This is a genomic window from Klebsiella sp. G-Nf4, assembly GCF_002810615.1.
Lineage (GTDB): Bacteria > Pseudomonadota > Gammaproteobacteria > Enterobacterales > Enterobacteriaceae > Klebsiella > Klebsiella variicola.
Map to the genome: position 1 here is coordinate 139,870 of NZ_PION01000009.1, position 21,239 is coordinate 161,108.

Annotated in this window: 21 protein-coding genes; 8 read left to right on the forward strand and 13 right to left on the reverse strand. The window is 59.9% G+C overall.

What is annotated here, in order from left to right; translation table 11 throughout:
* Positions 1-74: 74 nt before the first annotated feature.
* Complete coding sequence (locus tag CWM57_RS18900) at positions 75-1,598, forward strand: PLP-dependent aminotransferase family protein (RefSeq protein ID WP_074387031.1); 1,524 nt, start codon at positions 75-77, stop codon at positions 1,596-1,598.
* A 52-nt stretch (positions 1,599-1,650) separates the two neighbouring features.
* On the opposite strand, the gene rpoH is transcribed toward CWM57_RS18900, so the two are convergent.
* The 4 genes from rpoH to ftsY form a co-directional block, all read right to left on the reverse strand.
* Positions 1,651-2,505: an RNA polymerase sigma factor RpoH gene (gene rpoH / locus CWM57_RS18905; RefSeq protein ID WP_002920815.1), complete on the reverse strand. Its 855-nt coding sequence runs from the start codon at positions 2,503-2,505 to the stop codon at positions 1,651-1,653.
* Positions 2,506-2,774: 269 nt separating this feature from the next.
* Positions 2,775-3,830, reverse strand: a complete 1,056-nt coding sequence (ftsX, locus tag CWM57_RS18910) for a permease-like cell division protein FtsX (protein WP_008806965.1) — start codon at positions 3,828-3,830, stop codon at positions 2,775-2,777.
* Positions 3,823-4,491, reverse strand: a complete 669-nt coding sequence (ftsE, locus tag CWM57_RS18915) for a cell division ATP-binding protein FtsE (protein WP_008806964.1) — start codon at positions 4,489-4,491, stop codon at positions 3,823-3,825. Before ftsE ends, ftsX begins: the two co-directional genes overlap by 8 nt.
* A gap of 2 nt (positions 4,492-4,493) precedes the next feature.
* The gene (gene ftsY / locus CWM57_RS18920; RefSeq protein WP_100676304.1) at positions 4,494-6,017 is read right to left on the reverse strand and encodes a signal recognition particle-docking protein FtsY; all 1,524 of its coding nucleotides are present in this window, start codon (positions 6,015-6,017) and stop codon (positions 4,494-4,496) included.
* 183 nt (positions 6,018-6,200) lie between these two features.
* Here ftsY and rsmD point away from each other — a divergent pair, with 183 nt between their 5' ends.
* Together rsmD and CWM57_RS18930 are read left to right on the forward strand one after the other, a co-directional pair.
* Positions 6,201-6,797, forward strand: coding sequence for a 16S rRNA (guanine(966)-N(2))-methyltransferase (gene rsmD / locus CWM57_RS18925; protein ID WP_100676305.1), 597 nt, complete (start codon positions 6,201-6,203; stop codon positions 6,795-6,797).
* The gene (locus tag CWM57_RS18930) at positions 6,787-7,062 is read left to right on the forward strand and encodes a DUF1145 family protein (protein WP_002920822.1); all 276 of its coding nucleotides are present in this window, start codon (positions 6,787-6,789) and stop codon (positions 7,060-7,062) included. Before rsmD ends, CWM57_RS18930 begins: the two co-directional genes overlap by 11 nt.
* A gap of 13 nt (positions 7,063-7,075) precedes the next feature.
* On the opposite strand, the gene CWM57_RS18935 is transcribed toward CWM57_RS18930, so the two are convergent.
* Positions 7,076-7,426: a DUF2500 domain-containing protein gene (locus CWM57_RS18935; protein ID WP_165784227.1), complete on the reverse strand. Its 351-nt coding sequence runs from the start codon at positions 7,424-7,426 to the stop codon at positions 7,076-7,078.
* 150 nt (positions 7,427-7,576) lie between these two features.
* On the opposite strand from CWM57_RS18935, the gene CWM57_RS18940 reads away from it, so the two are divergent.
* Positions 7,577-8,203, forward strand: coding sequence for a lysoplasmalogenase (locus CWM57_RS18940; RefSeq protein ID WP_100676306.1), 627 nt, complete (start codon positions 7,577-7,579; stop codon positions 8,201-8,203).
* Between the two features lie 78 nt (positions 8,204-8,281).
* The gene (gene zntA / locus CWM57_RS18945; RefSeq protein WP_100676307.1) at positions 8,282-10,492 is read left to right on the forward strand and encodes a Zn(II)/Cd(II)/Pb(II) translocating P-type ATPase ZntA; all 2,211 of its coding nucleotides are present in this window, start codon (positions 8,282-8,284) and stop codon (positions 10,490-10,492) included.
* A 363-nt stretch (positions 10,493-10,855) separates the two neighbouring features.
* Here the strand turns inward: zntA and tusA are convergent, their stop codons facing one another.
* Positions 10,856-11,101, reverse strand: coding sequence for a sulfurtransferase TusA (tusA, locus tag CWM57_RS18950; protein ID WP_074387026.1), 246 nt, complete (start codon positions 11,099-11,101; stop codon positions 10,856-10,858).
* Between the two features lie 206 nt (positions 11,102-11,307).
* On the opposite strand from tusA, the gene CWM57_RS18955 reads away from it, so the two are divergent.
* Both CWM57_RS18955 and CWM57_RS18960 read left to right on the forward strand, forming a co-directional pair.
* Positions 11,308-11,973 carry a 7-cyano-7-deazaguanine/7-aminomethyl-7-deazaguanine transporter gene (locus CWM57_RS18955; RefSeq protein WP_025710747.1) on the forward strand — a complete coding sequence of 222 codons (666 nt, stop codon included), beginning with the start codon at positions 11,308-11,310 and terminating at the stop codon, positions 11,971-11,973.
* 73 nt (positions 11,974-12,046) lie between these two features.
* The gene (locus CWM57_RS18960) at positions 12,047-12,604 is read left to right on the forward strand and encodes a DcrB family lipoprotein (RefSeq protein WP_025710746.1); all 558 of its coding nucleotides are present in this window, start codon (positions 12,047-12,049) and stop codon (positions 12,602-12,604) included.
* On the opposite strand, the gene CWM57_RS18965 is transcribed toward CWM57_RS18960, so the two are convergent.
* Entirely contained in the window at positions 12,605-13,825 is a 1,221-nt protein-coding gene (locus CWM57_RS18965; RefSeq protein ID WP_100676308.1) for an MFS transporter, read from the reverse strand.
* Positions 13,826-13,958: 133 nt separating this feature from the next.
* On the opposite strand from CWM57_RS18965, the gene CWM57_RS18970 reads away from it, so the two are divergent.
* Positions 13,959-15,008: an AI-2E family transporter gene (locus tag CWM57_RS18970; RefSeq protein WP_061153060.1), complete on the forward strand. Its 1,050-nt coding sequence runs from the start codon at positions 13,959-13,961 to the stop codon at positions 15,006-15,008.
* Here CWM57_RS18970 and arnF read toward each other — a convergent pair.
* Genes arnF through arnC form a run of 6 tightly spaced genes read right to left on the reverse strand, consistent with a single transcriptional unit; the run spans position 15,005 to position 21,239 of the window.
* Positions 15,005-15,385 carry a 4-amino-4-deoxy-L-arabinose-phosphoundecaprenol flippase subunit ArnF gene (gene arnF / locus CWM57_RS18975; RefSeq protein WP_074387023.1) on the reverse strand — a complete coding sequence of 127 codons (381 nt, stop codon included), beginning with the start codon at positions 15,383-15,385 and terminating at the stop codon, positions 15,005-15,007. The genes CWM57_RS18970 and arnF overlap by 4 nt on opposite strands.
* The gene (gene arnE / locus CWM57_RS18980; protein WP_004202083.1) at positions 15,385-15,723 is read right to left on the reverse strand and encodes a 4-amino-4-deoxy-L-arabinose-phosphoundecaprenol flippase subunit ArnE; all 339 of its coding nucleotides are present in this window, start codon (positions 15,721-15,723) and stop codon (positions 15,385-15,387) included. Before arnE ends, arnF begins: the two co-directional genes overlap by 1 nt.
* Entirely contained in the window at positions 15,720-17,375 is a 1,656-nt protein-coding gene (gene arnT, locus CWM57_RS18985) for a lipid IV(A) 4-amino-4-deoxy-L-arabinosyltransferase (protein ID WP_100676309.1), read from the reverse strand. The genes arnE and arnT overlap by 4 nt, the downstream gene beginning before the upstream one ends.
* Positions 17,375-18,277: a 4-deoxy-4-formamido-L-arabinose-phosphoundecaprenol deformylase gene (gene arnD / locus CWM57_RS18990; protein ID WP_074387021.1), complete on the reverse strand. Its 903-nt coding sequence runs from the start codon at positions 18,275-18,277 to the stop codon at positions 17,375-17,377. The genes arnT and arnD overlap by 1 nt, the downstream gene beginning before the upstream one ends.
* Positions 18,274-20,259, reverse strand: a complete 1,986-nt coding sequence (arnA, locus tag CWM57_RS18995; RefSeq protein ID WP_074387020.1) for a bifunctional UDP-4-amino-4-deoxy-L-arabinose formyltransferase/UDP-glucuronic acid oxidase ArnA — start codon at positions 20,257-20,259, stop codon at positions 18,274-18,276. The genes arnD and arnA overlap by 4 nt, the downstream gene beginning before the upstream one ends.
* Positions 20,256-21,239 (reverse strand): undecaprenyl-phosphate 4-deoxy-4-formamido-L-arabinose transferase, encoded by a 984-nt coding sequence (arnC, locus tag CWM57_RS19000; RefSeq protein WP_074387019.1) that lies wholly within the window; start codon positions 21,237-21,239, stop codon positions 20,256-20,258. The genes arnA and arnC overlap by 4 nt, the downstream gene beginning before the upstream one ends.

Sequence of the window (21,239 nt, forward strand, 5' to 3'; positions counted from 1 at the left end):
GAAACGATGTCGTTTATTTACACAGGAGTTGGCCCTATAATCGAGTACCAATTTAGAATATCTGAGGGATCCAATTGCGTTCGCTGGTGGGTGACCTGGTGCTGGTCCGTCTGCAGGAAGAGCGGGATCCTCTTCTGCACAAACGCTTATATAACGCGCTGCGCCGCGCGATCCTCGACGGTTCGCTGGCGCCGCAAAGCCGCCTGCCGCCGTCGCGCGATCTGGCGGGTGAACTCGGCGTATCTAGAAACACCATACTAACAACTTATGAACAATTGCTGGCGGAAGGATATGTGGTTTCCCGCAGGGGAAGTGGAACATTCGTTGCCCAAACCGCACCTGAGAGCTCATTGACGGCTAAAGATCAGCAAGAAAACAGCAGTATCGCGTCACCGACGGCACATCTTTCACGCCGTGGCCAGCACCTGCTCGGCCAGGTCAGCGCCAGCCCGCGCCAGTGGGGGGCGTTTATACCCGGCGTGCCGGACGTTAACGCCTTTCCCCACCCGCTGTTCAGTAAGATCCAGGCCCGTATCAGCCGTCGGCCCAAACCGGAGCGGCTCAGCTATAGCTGCAACGGTGGCACCCCGGAACTGCAGCAGGCGCTGGTGGATTATCTGCGCGTGTCGCGCGGCGTCCACTGTCAGGCAGATCAAATTCTTATTACCGAGGGGATCCACCAGGCGATCGATCTGGTCACCCGCATGCTGTGTGACAACGGCGATCTGGCGTGGGTGGAGGAGCCTTCCTATTGGGGGATCCGCCACGTGCTGGCAATGAACGACGTTCGGGTGGAACCCCTGACCGTCGATGCCAACGGCCTGTGCCCACCGGAAACGGTTGACGACGCGCCGAGACTCATCTTCGTCACGCCTTCCCACCAGTATCCGCTGGGCGCGGTGATGAGCCTTGAGCGCCGCCAGCGGCTGCTGGCGCTCGCTCGCCAGCAGGGCAGCTGGATCGTCGAAGATGATTATGACAGCGAATTTCGCTTTTCCGGTCAGCCGATCCCCGCCCTGCAGGGGCTGGTCCCCGATGCCCCGGTGGTCTATATCGGCACCTTCAGCAAGACGCTCTATCCCGGCCTGCGCCTGGGCTACGTGGTGATCCCGCGTCCGCTGGTCAGCGACCTGAAGCACGCCCATGCCGAGCTTTACCGCGGCGGCCATTCGCTGATCCAGATGGCGCTGGCGGAGTTTATTACCGCCGGCCACTATTCGGCCCATATCCGCCGTATGCGGTTGCTCTACAGCCGTCGCCGCGCCTTTTTAACTGAGCTTATCCAGCGGCACTGTATGCCGTACGCCCTGTCTGACTTCAGCGATAATGCCGGGCTGCATTTGATCCTCAATTTGCCCGCAGAGGCTGACGATGTGGCGATCGCCAGAGAGGCCAATGCGCGCCATATTCTGGTGCGGCCGCTGTCGCGTTACTACCTGACGACGGCGCGGAAGAAAGGATTACTGATGGGATTCGCCAGCCAGCCCGAAGAGCAGATGGCGCCGGCGTTCAGCGTCTTACTCGGCTGCCTGCAGACGCACTGCCCGCAGATGCTCCTGCCCCGGGAGGACGCCGAAAAACAAAACGCCCCGACCTGAGGCGGGGCGTTATCGGGGAGCCTGATATCAGGTATCAGGCAGGCGTGGCGTATCAGGCTTCGATAGCGGCACGCAGTTTTTTCATGGCGTTCTTTTCCAGCTGACGCACGCGCTCTGCGGAGACGCCGTAGCGGTCGGCCAGTTCCTGCAGCGTGGACTTGTTGTCTTCGTCCAGCCAGCGGGCGCGGATGATGTCCTGGCTACGCTCGTCCAGGCCCTGCATCGCGTCAGTCAGCTTATTCGCCGCCTGCTCTTCCCAGTTGTCGTCTTCGATGCCGTCGGCAAAGTTAGACGTTTTGTCCTGCAGATACAGGACCGGTGCCATCGGCTGGCTGTCGGACTCATCGTCGGACGACATGTCGAAGGTCATGTCCTGGGCCGCCATACGGGATTCCATCTCGCGGACGTCTTTGCTCGACACGCCCAGCTCACGGGCCACCATTTCCACTTCATCCTGGTTGAACCAACCCAGACGCTGTTTGGTTTTACGCAGGTTAAAGAACAGTTTACGCTGTGCTTTGGTGGTAGCGACCTTCACAATACGCCAGTTACGCAGCACGTATTCGTGAATTTCGGCTTTAATCCAGTGCACGGCGAAGGAGACCAGGCGCACACCCACTTCCGGGTTGAAGCGACGCACGGCTTTCATCAGGCCGATATTGCCTTCCTGGATCAGATCCGCCTGCGGCAGGCCATAGCCCGAGTAGTTACGAGCAATGTGAACAACAAAGCGCAGGTGAGACAGAATCAGCTTTTTCGCTGCTTCCAGATCGCCCTGGTAATGCAGCTTTTCAGCAAGCTCCCGCTCTTCATCAGCCGACAGCATCGGCCAAGTGTTAGCGGCCCGGATGTACGATTCCAGGTTACCAACGGGGGCTAAAGCTAAAGTTTGCATTTCTTTGGTCATTCAAATCCTCTCAATTGATATCTTCTGACGCGTTCTTGTCCCCATCAGGCAACAAGCATGCCAGCATTCATGAGCAACGAGAATATCACTCACATTAGTATCAGACAGTGATTTTATCCACAAGTTCCATGCAACGGTGTGAATAAATTACGCACAAAATGTGACACCACGATGAACAAGTGAGGGCAGGAAAAGGAGAACAAGCTTGCGGTATCTTTCCCTGCGAACAGGAACTCATTGCAGCAGGGAAAGATTATATCACGCTTTTTTTAATCGGGAGTAAAGTGACGTAAATGTTGCACTGTCGCCAGCCAGGCGGCGACCCAACCGATCATCGAGCAGACAATCAGCATCAACAGGCACTCGTCGAAGCCCAGGCCGCTCAGCTCAAACTGGGTACCGAACACTTTCGCCACTTCGGTCACCGCCGACGAGAGGCGCATCACCAGAATCTCCGACAGGATCAGCGATAAAAACGCGCCGGAGAAGCCCAGCATCGCCCCACCATAGAGGAACGGACGCAGGATAAAGCCGTCGGTGGCGCCGATTAGCTTCTGCACGTTAATGGTATCGCGGCGGGCGAAGATGCTCAGACGCACGCTGTTGCCGATCACCAGGAACACCGCCGCCACCATCAGCACGCCGATCATCGCCGACACGCGGCCTACCAGCCCGGTAAGCGAGGAGAGACGGGCAAACCAGCTGTCGTCCATCCGCACCTCATCCACCCCCTGGATCCGCGATACCCGTTCGCGCAGGGTATTCAGCGCTTCCGTGCTCTGGAAATCCAGCTTCGGTACCACGATGGCGACCGCCGGCAGCGGGTTCTCTTCCAGCATATCCAGTGCGCCGCCAAAGCCTGACCAGTTACGGAATTCGCCCAGCGCCTCGTCACGGGACAAATAGTTTACCTTGTCGACGCCCTGCTCCGCCTGCAGTTGGCCCACCACCCGCGCCGCGGCGTCGTCATCCAGCGTTTTTTCCAGATAAACGGTGATCTGCGGCGATGGATAGTACTGTGACGCCGCGCTGCTAACGTTTTTGTAGACCATGTAGCAGACGCTTGGCAGGGTCAACGAAATGGCGATGACCATCACCGTCAGGAAGGTCGCCAGCGGCGTGCTTTTTAGATCCTGCAACGCGCCGTGCCAGGCATAGCGCACCTGTTCGTTGAACACGTTACTCTTACGCGAGGCCGGGTTAGGCGCCGCTTTCGGCCGTTTTGGCGCATTGCGCCCGCCGCCGCTGCCGCCCGCCGCGTTGCGCAGGCGATCGAACTTACTGCCGAACTGGCGAATCTGGTTCATTGCGTCGCGCTTATTCACCCCGAATGCCTCCATGCAGATGGCCGTCGCTGAGCGACAGCACGCGGTACGGACGACTGGAGATAAGTCCCAGATCGTGCGTCGCCATCAGTACCGTCACCCCAACGCGGTTAAACTCTTCAAACAGACGTAAAATCCCCTCCGAGAGCGCCTCGTCGAGGTTACCGGTCGGTTCATCCGCCAGCAGCACCGCCGGCTTGTTGACCACCGCGCGGGCAATACCCACGCGCTGCTGCTCACCGCCGGAGAGCTGAATCGGAAAGTTCTTCGCTTTGTCCAGCAGGCCGACCTTGTCCAGCGCCGCCGAGACGCGGCGACGAATGTCATCGCCGCTGGCACCGGCGATAATCAGCGGGATCGCCACGTTGTCATACACGGTACGATCCATCAGCAAATGGTGGTCCTGGAAAATCATGCCGATCTGGCGGCGCAGGAACGGCACCTCACGGCTCTTCAGACGGCTGATTTCATGACCGCTGAAGAAGATTTTCCCGGCGCTGGGCCGTTCGATACCACAGATAAGCTTCAGCAGAGTACTCTTCCCTGCGCCGGAATGGCCGGTCAGAAACGCCATCTCGCCCGGCTGCAGGTGGAAGGTCACCCCCTGCAGCGCTTGTCTCCCACCGAGATAGGCTTTGCTGACTTGTTCAAAGCGAATCATTCTTAATCCTCTCGGGCAAAAAGTGCCTCAATAAAGTCGCCCGCATTAAACGGACGCAGATCCTCAATACGCTCGCCGACGCCAATATAGCGAATCGGAATACCGAACTGATCGGCCACCGAGAAGATCACGCCGCCTTTGGCGGTGCCGTCCAGCTTGGTCAGGGTGATCCCGGTCAATCCTACCGCTTCATGGAACAGTTTGGCCTGGCTAATGGCATTCTGCCCGGTGCTGGCGTCAATAGTTAACATCACCTCATGCGGCGCGTCGACGTCCAGTTTTTTCATCACCCGGACAATCTTCTTCAGCTCTTCCATCAGGTGCGATTTATTCTGCAGACGCCCGGCGGTGTCGGCAATCAGTACGTCAACATGGCGCGCCTTCGCCGCCTGAATGGCGTCGAAAATCACCGAGGCGGAGTCCGCGCCGGTATGCTGGGCGATCACCGGGATATTGTTACGCTGACCCCAGACCTGCAACTGTTCCACCGCCGCCGCACGGAAGGTATCCCCCGCCGCCAGCATCACCGATTTACCCTGCTGCTCAAACTGACGCGCCAGCTTGCCGATGGTGGTGGTTTTCCCCACCCCGTTTACGCCGACCATCAGAATAACAAACGGCGTTTTGCCTTCAACGTTCAGCGGCTCATCCACTTTGGCGAGAATCTCGCCCATCTCTTCTTTCAGCAGGCCGTACAGCGCTTCCGCATCGCGCAGTTGCTTACGGCTGGCGCCTTCCGTCAGGTTGGTAATGATCTTGCGGGTGGTTTCCACCCCGACGTCGGCGATCAGCAGTTGCTCTTCCAGCTCTTCAAACAGATCATCGTCGATCTTCTTGCCGCGGAACAGACTGATAAATCCGGAACCGAGGTTCTCTTTGGTTTTCAGCAGGCTACGCTTGAGGCGGGCGAAAAAGCCTTCTTTCGTCGGCTTTTCCTGCTCCTGAGCCAGCGCTTCCACCGGCGCCTCGTCCTCGGGCTCCGGCACCACGACCGCCGCCTCTTCTGCCGCCTCGGCCGCCAGCGCCAGTGCTTCCAGCTCTTCATCGCTTAACGGGGCGTCCTCTTCAGGGACATCCGTCTCCTGCGGCTCGGCGATAACGTCTGCCACAGGCTGCTCTGCTACGGCTTCCGCCACCACCGGTTCGGCGATAACCTCTTCCGCCAGCGGCTCAACCACCGCAGGCTGTTCAGGCGGTTCGCTGATCGCGGGCTCCGGTTCAACAACAGGCGCGTCTTCGGCCAGAGCAGGCGTTTCCACCCCCTCTTCTTCCTGCACGCTGGCAGGCTCCGCGAGGTGCGCTTTTTCGCTTTCGACTACCGTCTCGGTCACTTCAACGACGTCTTCGGCAAACGCTTCCGGGTCTGCTTTCGGCGCGCTCGGCTCAGCAGGGGTTTCCGCTACCGGCGTCTCATCGGCAACCGCTTGTTGTTCTTCTACTTTTTGTTCAGTCTCGGTTTCCTGTGCCTGTTCTTTCTGTCCAAAGCCCAGCCAGGAAAAGAAGCCACGTTTTTTCTCTTTTGCCATTTGCGACCACACTCCTCGCTGTTTTATTCATGGCGCAGCTTCATCAGAAGCTGAAAAAATGATGAAATTAGTCGGATAGTCTATCACTTAACTTAACTCGCAGCACCGCCCCCGGATTAAGGTTTCGTCAACCGCCGTCGATCGCTAGAATAGCAGGCCGGAAGTTGAGACTTGAGCAGAGAGATGAAAAAACCAAACCACGCGGGCAGCGGCCAGATCCGCATTATCGGTGGGCAATGGCGCGGCCGTAAATTACCGGTGCCGGAGAGCCCGGGCCTGCGGCCGACCACCGACCGGGTTCGCGAAACCCTTTTTAACTGGCTGGCGCCGTCCATCGTTGACGCGCACTGCCTCGACTGCTTTGCCGGCAGCGGCGCGCTGGGGCTGGAGGCGCTGTCCCGCTATGCGGCCAGCACCACACTACTGGAGATGGAGCGCGGCGTAGCCCAGCAGTTGCAAAAAAATCTCGCCACCCTGAAAGCGGATCGCGGCAAGGTGATCACCACCAACACCCTCAGCTTCCTGAGCCTGCCGGGGACACCGCACCAGATCGTGTTCGTCGACCCGCCGTTCCGTCAGGGGCTGCTGGAGGAGACGCTACGTCTGCTGGAGACACAAGGCTGGCTGGCCGATGAGGCCCTGGTGTATGTCGAAAGCGAAGTCGAAAATGGCTTACCGCCGGTGCCAGCTAACTGGCAGCTGTATCGTGAAAAAGTGGCCGGACAGGTCGCCTACCGTCTTTACCAACGTGAGGCCCAAGGAGAGCACCATGCTGATTAATTTAGGCCGCCTGCTGATGCTGTGCGTCTGGGCCTTTCTGTTATTGAATCTGTTTCAGCCCTTCCCGAAGCCGCTGAATATCTTCGTCAACGTCGCGCTGATTTTCATGATCCTGATGCACGGGCTGCAGTTGACGCTGCTGAAGGCGACGCAGCCGAAAGAGGCGCCGCCGCTAAGCCGCTTTGAGCAAATCCGCATTTTTATCTTCGGCGTGTTTGAGCTCGTCGCCTGGCAGAAAAAACTGAAGGCGACGCTGAAAAAGTAGTCCTGAAAAGGGCTCAGTGATCGGGCGTAAACGCCACGAACGCTGTGCCCTTATAACTCAACATCCCGCGATCGCCCACGCTCAGCGCATGATATTGCGGCGCTTCAAGGCGAAACACCACCTCCAGCCCACCATTTTCGGGGCGAAAGCTCGCTTCATAGCGCATCTCACTGCCTGCAGGCGTCACCGTCTGCTGCCGCGAGCGCCGATCGTTAATCACTTTTTCCCGTTTATTGCTGACGATAACCCGCTTTTGCAGCAACGGCGCGGCGTCATTCGCCTGTTTCTCACGGCGCTGCTGTACATAGCGAAACGAAGCCGCCACCACAATCACCGCGACAACCAGAACAAAAAAGAGGGGCATTTTACTCATTAAGGTTACCCATAAAAAATATCAAGAATCAGCATACTGCGTCGGGAATAACATTGTCATCTGCTACGCCAAACCACTACACTGAGTTGTAGCATCACGCATCCGTAACTTTCTTTATGATAACAGATACAGGGACTTACTATGCTTTGGTCATTTATTGCTGTCTGTTTCTCCGCATGGCTTTATGTCGATGCATCCTATCGTGGGCCGGCCTGGCGACGCTGGGTATTTAAACCAGTCACCCTGATTCTGTTGCTGTTTCTGGCCTGGCAGGCGCCGATGTTCAATGCCATCAGCTATCTGGTGCTGGCTGGCCTGTGCGCCTCGCTGCTCGGCGACGCCCTGACCCTGCTGCCGCGCCAGCGGGTGATGTACGCGGTGGGCGCTTTCTTCCTGTCACATCTGCTGTATACCATTTGGTTCGCCAGCCAGCTGACGCTGTCGTTCTTCTGGCCGCTGCCGCTGGTGCTGCTGGTATTCGGCGCCCTGCTGATGGCGGTGATCTGGAGTCGGCTGGAAGAGATGAAAATGCCGGTGCTGACCTTTATCGGAATGACGCTGGTGATGGTCTGGCTGGCCGGTGAGCTGTGGTTTGCCCGCCCCACCAACACCGCGCTGTCTGGTTTCGCCGGCGCGGCCCTGCTGCTACTGAGCAATGCCGTGTGGCTGGTGAGCCACTACCGTCGCCGCTTCCGCGCCGATAACGCCATTGCCGCCGCGTTCTACTTTGCCGGCCACTTCCTGATCGTGCGCGCATTGTACCTGTAATTTAGTCCTTGACTCTGGAGTCGACTCCAGAGTGTATCCTACGGCTAATGAGAAAATTATCATTTCCCGGAGGGTGCCATGTCGACTCCAGACGCGCAGGATAAAAAAGTTCCACAATTCTCGTCATTCACCATGCGGCCAGCGACTGCGCCGGCGGAGAGCTGCTGCACAGACCACGCCTGCGCCACAGAATCCGCCCCTGCCGCCGAAGCACTCAGCGACGCCCGCTATAGCTGGCAGGTTGATGGCATGGACTGCGCCGCCTGCGCCCGCAAGGTGGAAACCGCGGTTCGCCAGGTGCCCGGCGTCAGTCAGGTTCAGGTGCTGTTCGCCACAGAAAAGCTGCTGGTTAACGCCGAGGGCGATATCCGCGCTCAGGTTGAGAACGCGGTCCGCCAGGCGGGCTATACGCTGCGCGATGCCGATGCTCCCGCAACAGAGAAAACCCGAGGGTCGCTGCTGCGCGACAATCTGCCGTTACTGACGCTGGTTATCATGATGGCCCTGAGCTGGGGGCTGGAGCAGGCCAACCACCCCGCCGGTCAGTTGGCCTTTGTTGCTACCACCCTGGTCGGCCTGTGGCCGGTTGCTCGCCAGGCGCTGCGCCTGATCAAGAGCGGGAGCTGGTTCGCCATTGAAACGCTGATGAGCGTCGCCGCCATCGGGGCGCTGTTTATCGGCGCCACTGCGGAAGCGGCGATGGTGCTGTTGCTGTTCCTGATCGGCGAGCGTCTCGAAGGCTGGGCCGCCAGCCGCGCACGGCAGGGGGTGAGCGCGCTGATGGCGCTGAAGCCCGACACCGCCATCCGTCTGCGCAACGGCGTGCGGGAAACCGTCGCCCAGCGCGACCTGCGTCCCGGAGATGTGATTGAAGTGGCCGCCGGCGGGCGTCTGCCGGCGGATGGCCAGCTGCTGTCGCCGTTTGCCAGCTTTGATGAAAGCGCCCTGACCGGCGAGTCGGTACCAGTGGAGCGTCAGACCGGGGAACGGGTAGCGGCGGGCGCCACCAGCGTCGATCGCCTGGTGCAGCTTACCGTGATATCCGAACCGGGCGACAGCGCCATCGACCGCATCCTGAAGCTGATTGAAGAGGCAGAGGAGCGTCGGGCGCCGATCGAGCGCTTCATCGACCGCTTCAGCCGGATCTACACCCCGGCCATTATGGTCGTAGCCTTGTTGGTCGCCATTGTCCCGCCGCTGTTCTTCGCCAGCGCCTGGCTGCCGTGGATTTATAAAGGACTGACGCTGCTGCTGATCGGCTGTCCGTGTGCGCTGGTCATCTCCACGCCGGCGGCCATCACCTCCGGCCTGGCGGTCGCCGCCCGCCGCGGGGCGCTAATCAAAGGCGGTGCGGCGCTGGAACAGCTGGGCCAGGTGCGGCAGGTGGCGTTCGATAAAACCGGCACCCTGACCGTCGGCCAGCCGCAGGTGACTTCGGTTGTCGCCACAGCTGAGGTTGACGACAACGCGCTGCTGGCGCTGGCGGCGGCGGTGGAGCAAGGCTCCAGCCACCCACTGGCGCAGGCCATCGTCCGTGAAGCACAGCGGCGTCAGCTGAGTATTCCGCTTGCCAGCGGCCAGCGGGCGCTGGCGGGCTCTGGTATCGAAGCCGAGGTGAACGGCAGCCGCATCTTGATCTGCGCCGCCAGCAAAGCCTCCCCGGCAGAGCATGAGGCGCAGATCCAGCAGCTGGAGAGCGCCGGGCAAACGGTGGTGCTGGTGATGCGCGGCGAGACGCTGCTCGGCATCCTGGCGCTGCGCGACACTCTGCGCGATGACGCGCGTCAGGCGGTGGATGCCTTACACCAGTTAGGGGTGCAGGGGGTGATCCTCACCGGAGATAACCCGCGCGCCGCGGCGGCCATCGCCAGCGAACTGGGGCTGGAATTCCGCGCGGGTCTGCTGCCGGAGGACAAAGTGAAAGCCGTCATGACGCTGAATGCCGATGCGCCGCTGGCGATGGTCGGGGACGGCATCAACGACGCTCCGGCGATGAAAGCAGCCACCATCGGCATCGCCATGGGCAGCGGCACCGACGTGGCACTGGAAACCGCCGACGCCGCGCTGACCCATAATCGTCTGATCGGCCTGGCGCAGATGATTTCCCTGGCGCGCGCCACCCATGCCAATATTCGCCAGAACATCGCGATTGCCTTAGGGCTGAAGGGGATTTTCCTCGTCACCACCCTGCTCGGCCTGACCGGCCTGTGGCTGGCGGTGCTGGCGGATACCGGCGCCACCGTGCTGGTAACGGCTAACGCGGTGCGGTTATTGCGTAAGAAGTTGTAGCATAGATACCGACTTCCCTGCTCGCGCTACGCTTAGCAGGGCTACGGTTCCGGACCGTGGGTAGCCCGGATAAGGCGCAACGCGCCGCCATCCGGGATATTCCCTGCTCGCGCTACGCTTAGCAGGGCTACGGTTCCGGACCGTCGGGTAGCCCGGATAAGACGCAACGCGCCGCCATCCGGGGTATTCCCTGCTCGCGCTGCGCTTAGCAGGGCTACGATTCCGGACCGTCGGGTAGCCCGGATAAGGCGCTACGCGCCGCCATCCGGGGTATTCCCTGCTCGCGCTGCGCTTAGCAGGGCTACGATTCCGGACCGTCGGGTAGCCCGGATAAGGCGCAACGCGCCGCTATCCGGGAAAAGCTCAGCGGCTTTTGCGGATCAGATAGCGGTACGGCAGGGCTTCGGTTTCCTGGGCCACCAGCTCATGCTCCATAAAGCGGCAGAATCCCGGGATATCGCGGGTGGTGGCCGGATCGTCAGCAATAATCAGCAGCGTCTCGCCGACCGGCATCGTCCGCACGGTTTTACGCACCATCATGACCGGCTCCGGGCAGCGGAGCCCCAGAGCATCCAGGGTATGGTCAGGAGTGGAGAAAAGTTCGCTCATTTTAGTCTCACGTCAACAAAACGGCCCTAGTTTACCCCCAGTTCGCCAGTACGCAAGCCAGGTTAACGTTTGCGCGAAAAACAACCATTGCATTACGCCGGTAACGCAGTATCATGCAGCCGTTTTTTATTGGGTTCCCTCACCCCAACGTTCCGCTGCCGATTGCTCCTTAACCTGAAGCATGACGGGCATAAAAAGGTCACAATATGAATCCGTTTACTACCGTACAGCGCAAAAAAGCGCTCGTCTGGCTTTCGCTATTTCATCTGCTGGTGATCACCTCCAGCAACTATCTGGTTCAGCTGCCGATCTCCATTTTTGGTTTCCATACCACCTGGGGCGCGTTTAGTTTTCCGTTTATCTTCCTCGCCACCGATCTGACGGTACGCATTTTTGGCGCACCGCTGGCGCGACGCATCATTTTCGCGGTGATGGTCCCGGCGCTGGTCATTTCCTACGGTGTCTCCGCCCTGTTTTACATGGGCGAGTGGCAGGGCTTTGCCGCGCTGGGCACTTTTAATCTCTTCGTCGCGCGTATCGCCATCGCCAGCTTTATGGCCTATGCGCTGGGGCAGATCCTCGACGTCCACGTCTTTAACCGCCTGCGGCAGAGCCGCCACTGGTGGCTGGCCCCCACCGCCTCAACGCTGTTCGGCAACATTAGCGATACCGTCGCATTCTTCTTTATCGCTTTCTGGCGCAGCCCGGACCCATTTATGGCCGCCCACTGGGGGGAAATCGCCCTCGTCGACTACAGCTTTAAAGTGCTTATCAGCATCATTTTCTTCCTGCCGATGTACGGCGTGTTGTTAAATATGCTGTTGAAAAGACTGGCGGATAAATCTGATTTGTCGGCATTGCAGCCGAGTTAAAGGTACTCGCGGGCTGATGTGTTAAGATAGCCGGATGAGCCATTAGTGGCCGTTTATCGAAAGGAAGATGTCAATGCGCAATTTGGTTAAATATGTCGGTATTGGCCTGCTGGTGATGGGGCTTGCCGCCTGCGATAACAGCGATTCAAAAGCGCCAACCGTTGGCGCAGCAGCGGAGAGCAATGCCAGCGGCCAGGCAATCAGCCTGCTGGATGGCAAGCTGAGCTTCACCCTGCCTGCGGGCATGGCCGACCAGAGCGGCAAACTGGGTACCCAGGCGAACAACATGCACGTCTACTCTGACGCTACCGGCCAGAAAGCGGTCATCGTCATCGTCGGCGACAGCACCAATGAAGATCTGGCGGTGCTGGCGAAACGTCTGGAAGATCAGCAGCGTAGCCGCGACCCGCAGCTACAGGTGGTGAGCAATAAATCGCTGGAGATTAAAGGCCATACCCTGCAGCAGCTGGACAGCATCATCTCCGCCAAGGGGCAGACCGCGTGGTCTTCCGTACTGCTTGGCAAAGTGGATGACAAACTGCTGACCCTGCAGGTGACCCTGCCGGCGGACAACCAGCAGCAGGCACAGACCGAAGCAGAAAGCATCATCAACACCCTCACCATTCAGTAATTACTGGCCTGGTGCGATGGCCTCCGGTTCGCTAACCGGGGGCCGTTTTTTTAGCCGCCAGCCCAACAGCAGCGCCGCCATCACCAGCCCCGCCGCGGCGAGATAAATCATCGAGATCCCGGTCCACGCCATCAGCAATCCGGCCAGCGGCCCGGTAACGCCCAACGACAAATCCATAAACACGGTATAGGTCGCCAGCGCCGACCCCTGATTGTGCTGCGGCACCGCTTTGACTGCCACCACCCCCAGCGCCGGGAAGACCAGCGAGAACCCCGCCCCGGTAAGGAAGGTACCGATCTTCGCCAACAGCGGCGTATCGGCAATGCCAACCAGCAACAGTCCGATAATCTCCACGCTAAAGCAGAGCATCGCCACGTTCAGTCCACCGAGGCGATGAATACCGTTAGGAAACAGCAGCCGCGTGCCAACGAACGCGCAGCTGAATAACGTCAGAGCAAAAGCCGCGCCGTCCCAGCCTTTGGCGTCATAAAACAGCGTGATAAAGGTGGCGATCACCCCGAAGCCGGCGGAGGCCAGCGCCAGCGCCACACCGTAGGGCCAGACCCGACCAAGCACCGCGCGAAACGACATCGCTTTACCTTTGGCTGCCTTCACCGCCGCGCGGGGCAGCGCACAGAGGATCGCCACCAGCGCCACCGCCATAATGACCACCGCCAGGCCGCTGAGGCCAATATGCGAATAGCACAGCACGCCGAGCGGCGCGCCCATCGCCATCGCCCCGTAGGTCACAATCCCGTTCCACGAAATCACCCGGCCGATATGCAGCGAACCGACCACGCCGACGCCCCACAGCGTCGACCCGGTGCCGGCAAAGCTCTGACCGATTCCAAGGATCACCCGCCCGAGGCATAACAGCAGCAGGCTAATCAGTGGCCAGCCGCTGCTGCATGCCGCCAGCAGATAGCTCAGACCGCTCAAAAAACAGCCACAGAGACCGAAGACAACAATCTTTTTGGGCCCCAGCAGGTCGGCGTAGCGCCCGGCGTGCGGGCGGCTGAGCAGCGTGGCGAAATATTGCAGACTAATCACCAGCCCGGCCCAGAAAGCGCTAAAGCCCATGACATCATGAACATAGCCGGGCAGCACCGCCAGCGGCAGGCCGATGGTGAGATAGCTGGCAAAGTTAAAGATGACGACAGAGACAATCCGCAGATTGAGGCGCAGTCCATTGAGCGCCGGTTCGGCGACGGGTTCGGTCATCAGGTTCCACCAGATTTCGACAACCAGCTTTCACTATTACCACGCTGTCGGCGGAAAAGCAGCCCTCCTTTCGGAATATTGGCAGTCGGCGAACCGCTACACTTATCTGGCGCGACTCATAAAAGGAATCCCTATGTCCTCTCCGCAGGCTGATAAAGCCGGGCTCCATATTCTACTTAAGCTGGCAGCGCTGGTGATTATCCTCGCCGGGATCCACGCCGCCGCCGATATTCTGGTGCAGCTGCTGCTGGCGCTGTTTTTCGCTATTGTCCTCAACCCGCTGGTCACCTGGTTCATTCGCCGCGGGGTGCGCCGTCCGTTCGCCATTACCCTGGTGGTAACGGCGATGCTGGTGATGCTCACCGCGCTGCTTGGCGTACTGGCGGCGTCGCTCAATGACTTTGTCGCCATGCTGCCCGATTTCAACCGCGCCCTGACGCGCAAGATCCTCCAGCTCCAGGAGTATCTCCCCTTCCTTAACCTGCATATCAATCCGGAGCGCATGCTGCGGCGCATGGATTCAGAACGGCTGATGACCTGGGCCACGACGCTAATGACCCAGCTTTCCGGGGCGATGGCCAGCATCGTGCTGCTGGTGATGACGGTGATCTTTATGCTGTTTGAGGTTCGCCACCTGCCCTACAAACTGCGCTTTGCCCTCAATAATCCTCGCCTGCATATCGCCGGACTGCACCGGGCGCTGAAAGGCGTCACCCATTATCTGGCGCTGAAGACGCTGATTAGCCTGTGGACCGGGCTGATTGTCTGGCTGGGGCTGCTGGCGATGGGGGTACAGTTCGCCCTGATGTGGGGGGTGCTGGCGTTTCTGCTGAACTATGTGCCGAACATTGGCTCCGCCATCTCCGCTATCCCCCCTATGCTGCAGGCGCTGCTGTTTAGCGGCATTTATGAGTGCCTGTTGGTCGGGGCGCTGTTTCTGGTGGTGCATATGGTGCTGGGCAACATGGTGGAGCCGCGCATGATGGGCCACCGGCTGGGGATGTCGACCCTGGTGGTGTTCCTGTCGTTGCTGGTCTGGGGCTGGCTGCTGGGGCCGGTGGGGATGCTGCTCTCGGTGCCGTTAACCAGCGTCTGTAAAATCTGGATGGAGACCACCGTCGGGGGCAGCAAGCTGGCGCTCCTGCTCGGCCCGGGGCGTCCCAAAAGCCGGCTCCCCGGCTAGCGGCGTTTGACCGGCCAGAAGATCGTTAATACGCCGGCGACGATGATCGCCACGCCCAGCAGCGATTGCCAGTAGAACGGCTCATGCCAGCCGGGCAGCCAGATGGCGGCGGCCCACACGAGGATATAGCTCAGGCTCAGCAGCGCATACGCTTTCGACAGCGGCAGGCGATGCAGGGCAAAGTACCAGCAGACCATCGACAGCAGGTAGCCCAGCAGGCCGAAAAACAGGCCGAAGGTACCTGGCTGAAAATGCAGCAGATGTTGGATAAATACCAGAATATCGGTCAGCGGCGGCAGGGCCACCATGGCGCTGCGCAGCAGGAGCTGCGCGGCGCTGACGAGGCCGACACTGAATAATGCCCAGAGAAAGCCCATCAGACGCTGGTCCCCAGAATGACGATGCCCACGACGATCAACCCGACGCCAAACCAGTGACGACGGGCGACCGGCTCATGCCAGATACCCCAGCCCGCCAGGGTAACCCAAACGAAGTTCAGGCTCAGCATTGGGTAGGCGATGCTGACCGGAATAGACTGCAGGACGCTCAGCCACAGCAGCATGCCGCAGCCGAGGCATAACAGCGCCATCCCCAGCCAGAAGAGTATATGGCGACTCCGCCGTCCGCGACGGGACGGGCGGGTCGCCTGTTTCTGGCAGAGTTGTCCGGCGCAGCTCAGCAGGCTGGCGAACACCAGACAGATCCAGACACTCATTGCGGCAGGTACTGAAGGAAGACCACCCGACCCAGCTCGTAGGCGTTATCCGGTTTCGGTAACGGTAAGTCGACCATACTCTCTCCTTTATCCATCAACAGCACCAGCGAGACCGGCCCCTGCTGACGATGCGTGGCCAACCAGTCAGTGAACCCGGCCTGGCTGACAAAGCTTCCCTGAGCGTCCGGCCAGTCGAGACCGTACTTCAGCTCACCCTGTTTGTCGAACATAATAATATCGCTGCGCTTCAGCTCCCAGGCCAGGCCACCGGCGATCCCAACGTTGTTGGTCAGGACGTAACGGCTGGGCTGCAGGGACTCGCTCACAATATCCACGAGGAACTGCGGCTGTTTGCTGTCGATAACCCGGTCCGGGATAGCGAAGCCCACCAGCAGCGCCAGGCCGAGCGGACAGAGCGCGGCGAGGCTCCAGCGGCGGCCAGGGTTTTTCATCGCCAGCCAGCCCATCAGCGCCCAGACGGCGAAGGCGATCGCCGCCAGCAGACATTTATACAGCTCAATCTTGCTCCACACCGGCTTGTGCATCACGCCCCAGGGAGAGACTACCAGCACGGCGACCAGCCCCAGCAGGCCAAATCCCAGGTTGATCATACCGTTGATGCGCAGCGCTTTCGCGCCGGTTTTCGCCGCCTCCAGCGCGTAGCGGGCCATCAGAATCGACAGCGGCACAAAGCACGGCAAGATATAGGTCGGCAGTTTGCCTTTGGCGATACTGAAGAACAGGAACGGCATTGCCACCCAGCCCAGCAGGTATAGCGCCCCTCGCGCCTCATCGCGCTCGCGCCAGCCGCGCTTCAGCGCCCCCGGCAGCAAGGCCAGCCACGGCAGGCTGCCGGCAATCAGGAACGGGATGTAGTACCAGAACGGCGCTTTGTGCTGGGCATCTTTTTCGGCAAAACGCTGAATATGCTCGACCCAGAAGAAGTAGCGCCAGAAGTCCGGCTCACGCTGGGCGATAGCCAGCCCCCAGGGCAGCACCACCAGCGTACAAACGACCACCGCCAGCCAACCGTAGGTCAGCACTTCACGCCAGCGTTTACGGGCGATCACCCACGGCAGAACGCCCACCACCGGCACCGCCAGCGCAAGGAAGCCCTTGGTCATCACCCCCATACCGCAGGCGACGCCCAGCAGCACGTAGCCCAGTATTTTGCCGTTGCGGGTCTGCGCCTGCGTCGCGCCCCAGAAGCTGCACATCGCCAGCGCCAGCCACAGGGTGATCATCGGGTCCAGCACCGCATAGGTGCCGATGCCGTAGACCAGCAGGGCGGTAAGGAAGATAACCGGCGACAGGACGGCTACCCGCTTATCGCGAAAGATCCGCCACGCCAGCCAGGCCACCAGCACAGCGGTCATGGTGATGGCGAAGACCGACCCAAAGCGTACGCCGAAGTTATTATGGCCAAACAGCCACTGACCGATACTGTTGATCCAGTAACCGGCAATCGGCTTTTCGAAGTAGCGCAATCCGAGAAAATGCGGCACCACCCAGTCACCGGTGGCCAGCATTTCACGACTGATCTCCGCGTAGCGGGTTTCATCGGGTTGCCAGAGCAAACGGAAATTGAGCGGCAGCAGGTAATACAGCGCAAACAGCGCAATCAGAGAGACGCCATAGCGAATGCTTTTCATCAAACACCCGAAGTCAGTAATTGTTCACGTCCGAGCCAGCCTTCCCGGCCAGCCAGTTCACCCCGAACCACTTTGCCAGACGGCAGCTCGCTAAAGTCAGCGGGCAGCAGCTGGCTCAGTGGGCAAAACTGAATTTCTTCTTCCGCCGCCATGGTCAGCAGTTCATCGAACTGATCGGCGTAGGCAATACCTTCCACTTCGGCGTGAATGGTATAGACCGGCACGCCCGTGTCGCGATGGATGCAATCCAGCAGGTAGCGGTTAAAGCCAGCGATATCGACCGCCGTGCCCACCGCCTCGTCCCAGGTCGGCAGCGTGACTGGGATCTGCACCGTACCGGACGTGCCGCTACCGAGCTGGGGCAGAAACGGCCGCGTGCCGCGACAGTCGCTGTTGTAGAGAAAATCGAAGGATTCTTTGGCTTTGACTACCCGCTGATCGGCGCGCCAGCCGGCGACAGCCGAGCAGGTGACCGGACGGCCGATAATGCGCTCGAGCTCCAGCAGACCGCGCTCAACCTCCAGCGTTAACCGCTCGGGCGGCCAGACGCCGCTCCACGCCTGCCAGCTGTAATGATCCCAGGCATGCAGCCCGACTTCATGAGACTCGGCGGTCGCGCGGATCACCGCTTCGTTACCCGCGCCGATGCGGCGTCCCGGCCAGGCGGTGCCGGCCAGCAGAATATCCCAGCCGTACAGCGAAGCCGCTCTGGAACGCAGCATCTTCCACAGAAACTTCGGTTTTATCAGGCGCCACAGATGGCGCCCCATATTGTCCGGCCCGACGCTGAAGAAGAAGCTTGCCTGAATCCCGTGCTGGCCCAGCAGGTCCAGCAGCCGCGGAACGCCGTCCCGCGTTCCGCGAAAGGTATCGACATCTATGCGTAAGCCGACCTGTTTCATGGATTTTTATCGTCCACCAGTTCAACCGTGCGCAGGAAGAAGTCCAGCGTATGCTCAACGGTCTCTTCCATCTCGACGGTCGGTTCCCAGTTCAGGCAGCGTTTGGCGTTGCGAATGCTCGGCTTACGATGCTCAACATCCTGGTAGCCCTTCCCGTAGTAATCGCTGCTTTCCACTTCACGGAAGCCGGCAAACGGCGGGAAGCGATCGCGCAGCGGATGGCGTTCGAAGCAGGCGAGCAGCATTTCGGCCAGCTCTTTGATACTCGCTTCGTTTTCCGGGTTACCGATGTTGATGATCTGCCCGTCGCAGCGGCCGTCTTTGTTCTCGATGATGCGGAACAACGCTTCGATACCATCGCTGATATCGGTAAAGCAGCGCTTCTGCTTGCCGCCTTCGATGAGCTTGATCGGCGACCCTTCCACCAGGTTGAGGATCAGCTGGGTGATGGCGCGGGAACTACCGATACGCGCGGCGTTGAGGTTATCCAGGCGCGGACCCATCCAGTTGAACGGACGGAACAGGGTGAACTTGAGATCGTACTTATCGCCGTAGGCCCAGATCACGCGATCCAGCAGCTGCTTGGAAACCGAGTAGATCCAGCGCTGTTTGTTGATCGGCCCGACCACCAGGTTGGAGGTATCTTCGTCGAAGTTTTTGTCGGTGCACATGCCGTACACTTCAGAGGTCGACGGGAAGATGATGCGCTTATTGTATTTCACGCAGTCGCGGATGATCTTCAGGTTCTCTTCGAAATCCAGCTCGAACACGCGCAGCGGGTTACGGGTGTATTCGATCGGGGTCGCGATGGCCACCAGCGGCAGCACCACGTCGCATTTCTTAATGTGATATTCGATCCACTCGGAGTGAATGCTGATATCGCCTTCCACGAAGTGGAAACGTGGGCTCTCAAGGAAACGGCTGATGGCGTCGGAGCCGATATCCAGGCCGTAAATTTCATAGTTGTCGTCCTGCAGCAGGCGCTCGGTCAAATGGTTACCGATAAAGCCATTGACGCCGAGGATCAGCACGCGGGTGCGACGCTTAATCGCCACCACCGGTTTGCTGCTGATCACTGCCCCGGACACCAGGCCAAGCGCCTGCGCCAGCTGAGTGCCCTGCATGTACACACCGCGTTCGGTCTGGCCGGTGACAATTTCCAGCGCCCCGTCCTGACACGCCACGATCAGCGGCGCAACGGAGATAACGGTGCCCGGTTTGGCTGCCGGCAGATCGCGGCGTACACGGGATTTCCAGACAATAAATTTGTTTGCGCCGGCGTAGCCGAACGCGCCCGGCCACGGGTCAGAGACGGCACGCACCAGATTGTGCAGCGTCTGCGCCGGCTGCTCCCAGTCGAGGCGGCCATCTTCCGGGGTACGACGCCCCACGTAGGTCGCCTGGCTGTGATCCTGCGGGCGCTCTGTAGTTTTTCCTTCAAGGATAGCCGGCAGCGCCTGGCCCAGCAGTTCAGTGGCAGCGGTGCACAGCTTACGATGCAGCGCCAGGGCGGCGTCATCCGGGCCAATCGCCACGGTTTGCTGGGCGACGATATCGCCGGCATCCGCGCGGTTCACCATGCGGTGCAGGGTCACGCCGGTTTCGCTTTCGCCATTGACCAGCACCCAGTTCAGCGGCGCACGGCCACGATATTTCGGCAGCAGCGAACCGTGCAGGTTAAATGCCCCTTTCGGCGCCAGATTGAGGATCTCATCGCCCAACAGGTTGCGGTAGTAGAACGAGAACAGCACGTCCGGCTTCATCTCGCGGATACGCTCAATCCACAGCGGATGGTTCACGTCTTCCGGCGCCCACACCGGAATGCCCTGCTCGGCGGCAAGGCGCGCCACGGAGCCAAAGAAATGGTTTTCGCCAGGGTTATCCGGGTGGGTGAAAATAGCAGCGATATCATACCCAGCGTCCAGCAGGGACTGGATACCTGTGCAACCCATATCGTGATAAGCGAAGACTACGGCTTTCATGAACGATCTTCCTCTTTAGATGCCGTTTCCGGCTGGCGAACAACACGTTGAATAAAGTAGCGGGGACGAGCGCGAACGTCGTTATAGATGCGTCCGATATACTCGCCGAGCAGGCCCATACCGATAAACTGGGCGCCGATGAACATAAACAGCACGGCGAAGAGCATAAACACCCCTTCCGCCGCCCACTGCGGGCCAAAGGCCAGACGCAGTACTACCAGCATCAGGCCGAAGGCGAAGCCCAGCAGGGCAATCACGCTGCCGAAAATACTGAGCAGACGCAGCGGTGTGGTGGTCAGACAGGTCACCAGGTCGTACATCAGGTTAATCAGGCGCATAAAGCTGTATTTGGAGTCGCCGAATTCGCGCTCGGCATGCATCACCGGGATCTCGACCGCGCGCCGGGCGAAGGTATTCGCCAGGATCGGGATAAAGGTGCTGCGCTCGTGGCAGTTGAGCATCGCGTCGATAATGTGGCGGCGGTAAGCGCGCAGCATGCAGCCGTAGTCGCCCATCGCTTTGCCGGTGGTGCGCTGGATCAGGCGGTTAATCATCTTCGAGGCGCTTTTGCGGAAGATGCTGTCCTGACGGTTCTGGCGGACGGTGCCCACCACGTCGTAGCCTTCATCAGCCTTCTCTACCAACCGCGGAATTTCCTCCGGCGGGTTTTGCAGATCGGCATCAAGGGTAATAATCAGATCGCCCGTCACATGGCTGAAGCCGGCCATGATCGCCGAGTGCTGGCCGTAGTTACGGTTTAACAGTACAGCGACGACGTGACTGCCTTCCGCCTCAGCGGCTTCGGTCAGCATGCGCGCGGAATCGTCGCTGCTGCCATCGTCGATCAGCAGAATTTCATATTGCCGCCCCAGCGTGGCGCAAGCAGTATCCGTACGACGAAGCAGTTCCGGCAGGCTATCCTGTTCGTTATAAACCGGGATAACCACCGAAACCTTCTTCACGGGAGGGTATGTAAGCAT

Excerpts from the sequence above, each read along its gene's own strand:
- rpoH (WP_002920815.1), bottom strand. The coding sequence starts at position 2,505 with ATGACCAAAGAAATGCAAACTTTAGCTTTAGCCCCCGTTGGTAACCTG.
- ftsE (WP_008806964.1), bottom strand. The coding sequence starts at position 4,491 with ATGATTCGCTTTGAACAAGTCAGCAAAGCCTATCTCGGTGGGAGACAA.
- ftsY (WP_100676304.1), bottom strand. The coding sequence starts at position 6,017 with ATGGCAAAAGAGAAAAAACGTGGCTTCTTTTCCTGGCTGGGCTTTGGA.
- rsmD (WP_100676305.1), top strand. The coding sequence starts at position 6,201 with ATGAAAAAACCAAACCACGCGGGCAGCGGCCAGATCCGCATTATCGGT.
- CWM57_RS18930 (WP_002920822.1), top strand. The coding sequence starts at position 6,787 with ATGCTGATTAATTTAGGCCGCCTGCTGATGCTGTGCGTCTGGGCCTTT.
- CWM57_RS18935 (WP_165784227.1), bottom strand. The coding sequence starts at position 7,426 with ATGCCCCTCTTTTTTGTTCTGGTTGTCGCGGTGATTGTGGTGGCGGCT.
- CWM57_RS18940 (WP_100676306.1), top strand. The coding sequence starts at position 7,577 with ATGCTTTGGTCATTTATTGCTGTCTGTTTCTCCGCATGGCTTTATGTC.
- zntA (WP_100676307.1), top strand. The coding sequence starts at position 8,282 with ATGTCGACTCCAGACGCGCAGGATAAAAAAGTTCCACAATTCTCGTCA.
- tusA (WP_074387026.1), bottom strand. The coding sequence starts at position 11,101 with ATGAGCGAACTTTTCTCCACTCCTGACCATACCCTGGATGCTCTGGGG.
- CWM57_RS18955 (WP_025710747.1), top strand. The coding sequence starts at position 11,308 with ATGAATCCGTTTACTACCGTACAGCGCAAAAAAGCGCTCGTCTGGCTT.
- CWM57_RS18960 (WP_025710746.1), top strand. The coding sequence starts at position 12,047 with ATGCGCAATTTGGTTAAATATGTCGGTATTGGCCTGCTGGTGATGGGG.
- CWM57_RS18965 (WP_100676308.1), bottom strand. The coding sequence starts at position 13,825 with ATGACCGAACCCGTCGCCGAACCGGCGCTCAATGGACTGCGCCTCAAT.
- CWM57_RS18970 (WP_061153060.1), top strand. The coding sequence starts at position 13,959 with ATGTCCTCTCCGCAGGCTGATAAAGCCGGGCTCCATATTCTACTTAAG.
- arnF (WP_074387023.1), bottom strand. The coding sequence starts at position 15,385 with ATGGGCTTTCTCTGGGCATTATTCAGTGTCGGCCTCGTCAGCGCCGCG.
- arnE (WP_004202083.1), bottom strand. The coding sequence starts at position 15,723 with ATGAGTGTCTGGATCTGTCTGGTGTTCGCCAGCCTGCTGAGCTGCGCC.
- arnT (WP_100676309.1), bottom strand. The coding sequence starts at position 17,375 with ATGAAAAGCATTCGCTATGGCGTCTCTCTGATTGCGCTGTTTGCGCTG.
- arnD (WP_074387021.1), bottom strand. The coding sequence starts at position 18,277 with ATGAAACAGGTCGGCTTACGCATAGATGTCGATACCTTTCGCGGAACG.
- arnA (WP_074387020.1), bottom strand. The coding sequence starts at position 20,259 with ATGAAAGCCGTAGTCTTCGCTTATCACGATATGGGTTGCACAGGTATC.
- arnC (WP_074387019.1), bottom strand. The coding sequence starts at position 21,239 with ATGCTTACATACCCTCCCGTGAAGAAGGTTTCGGTGGTTATCCCGGTT.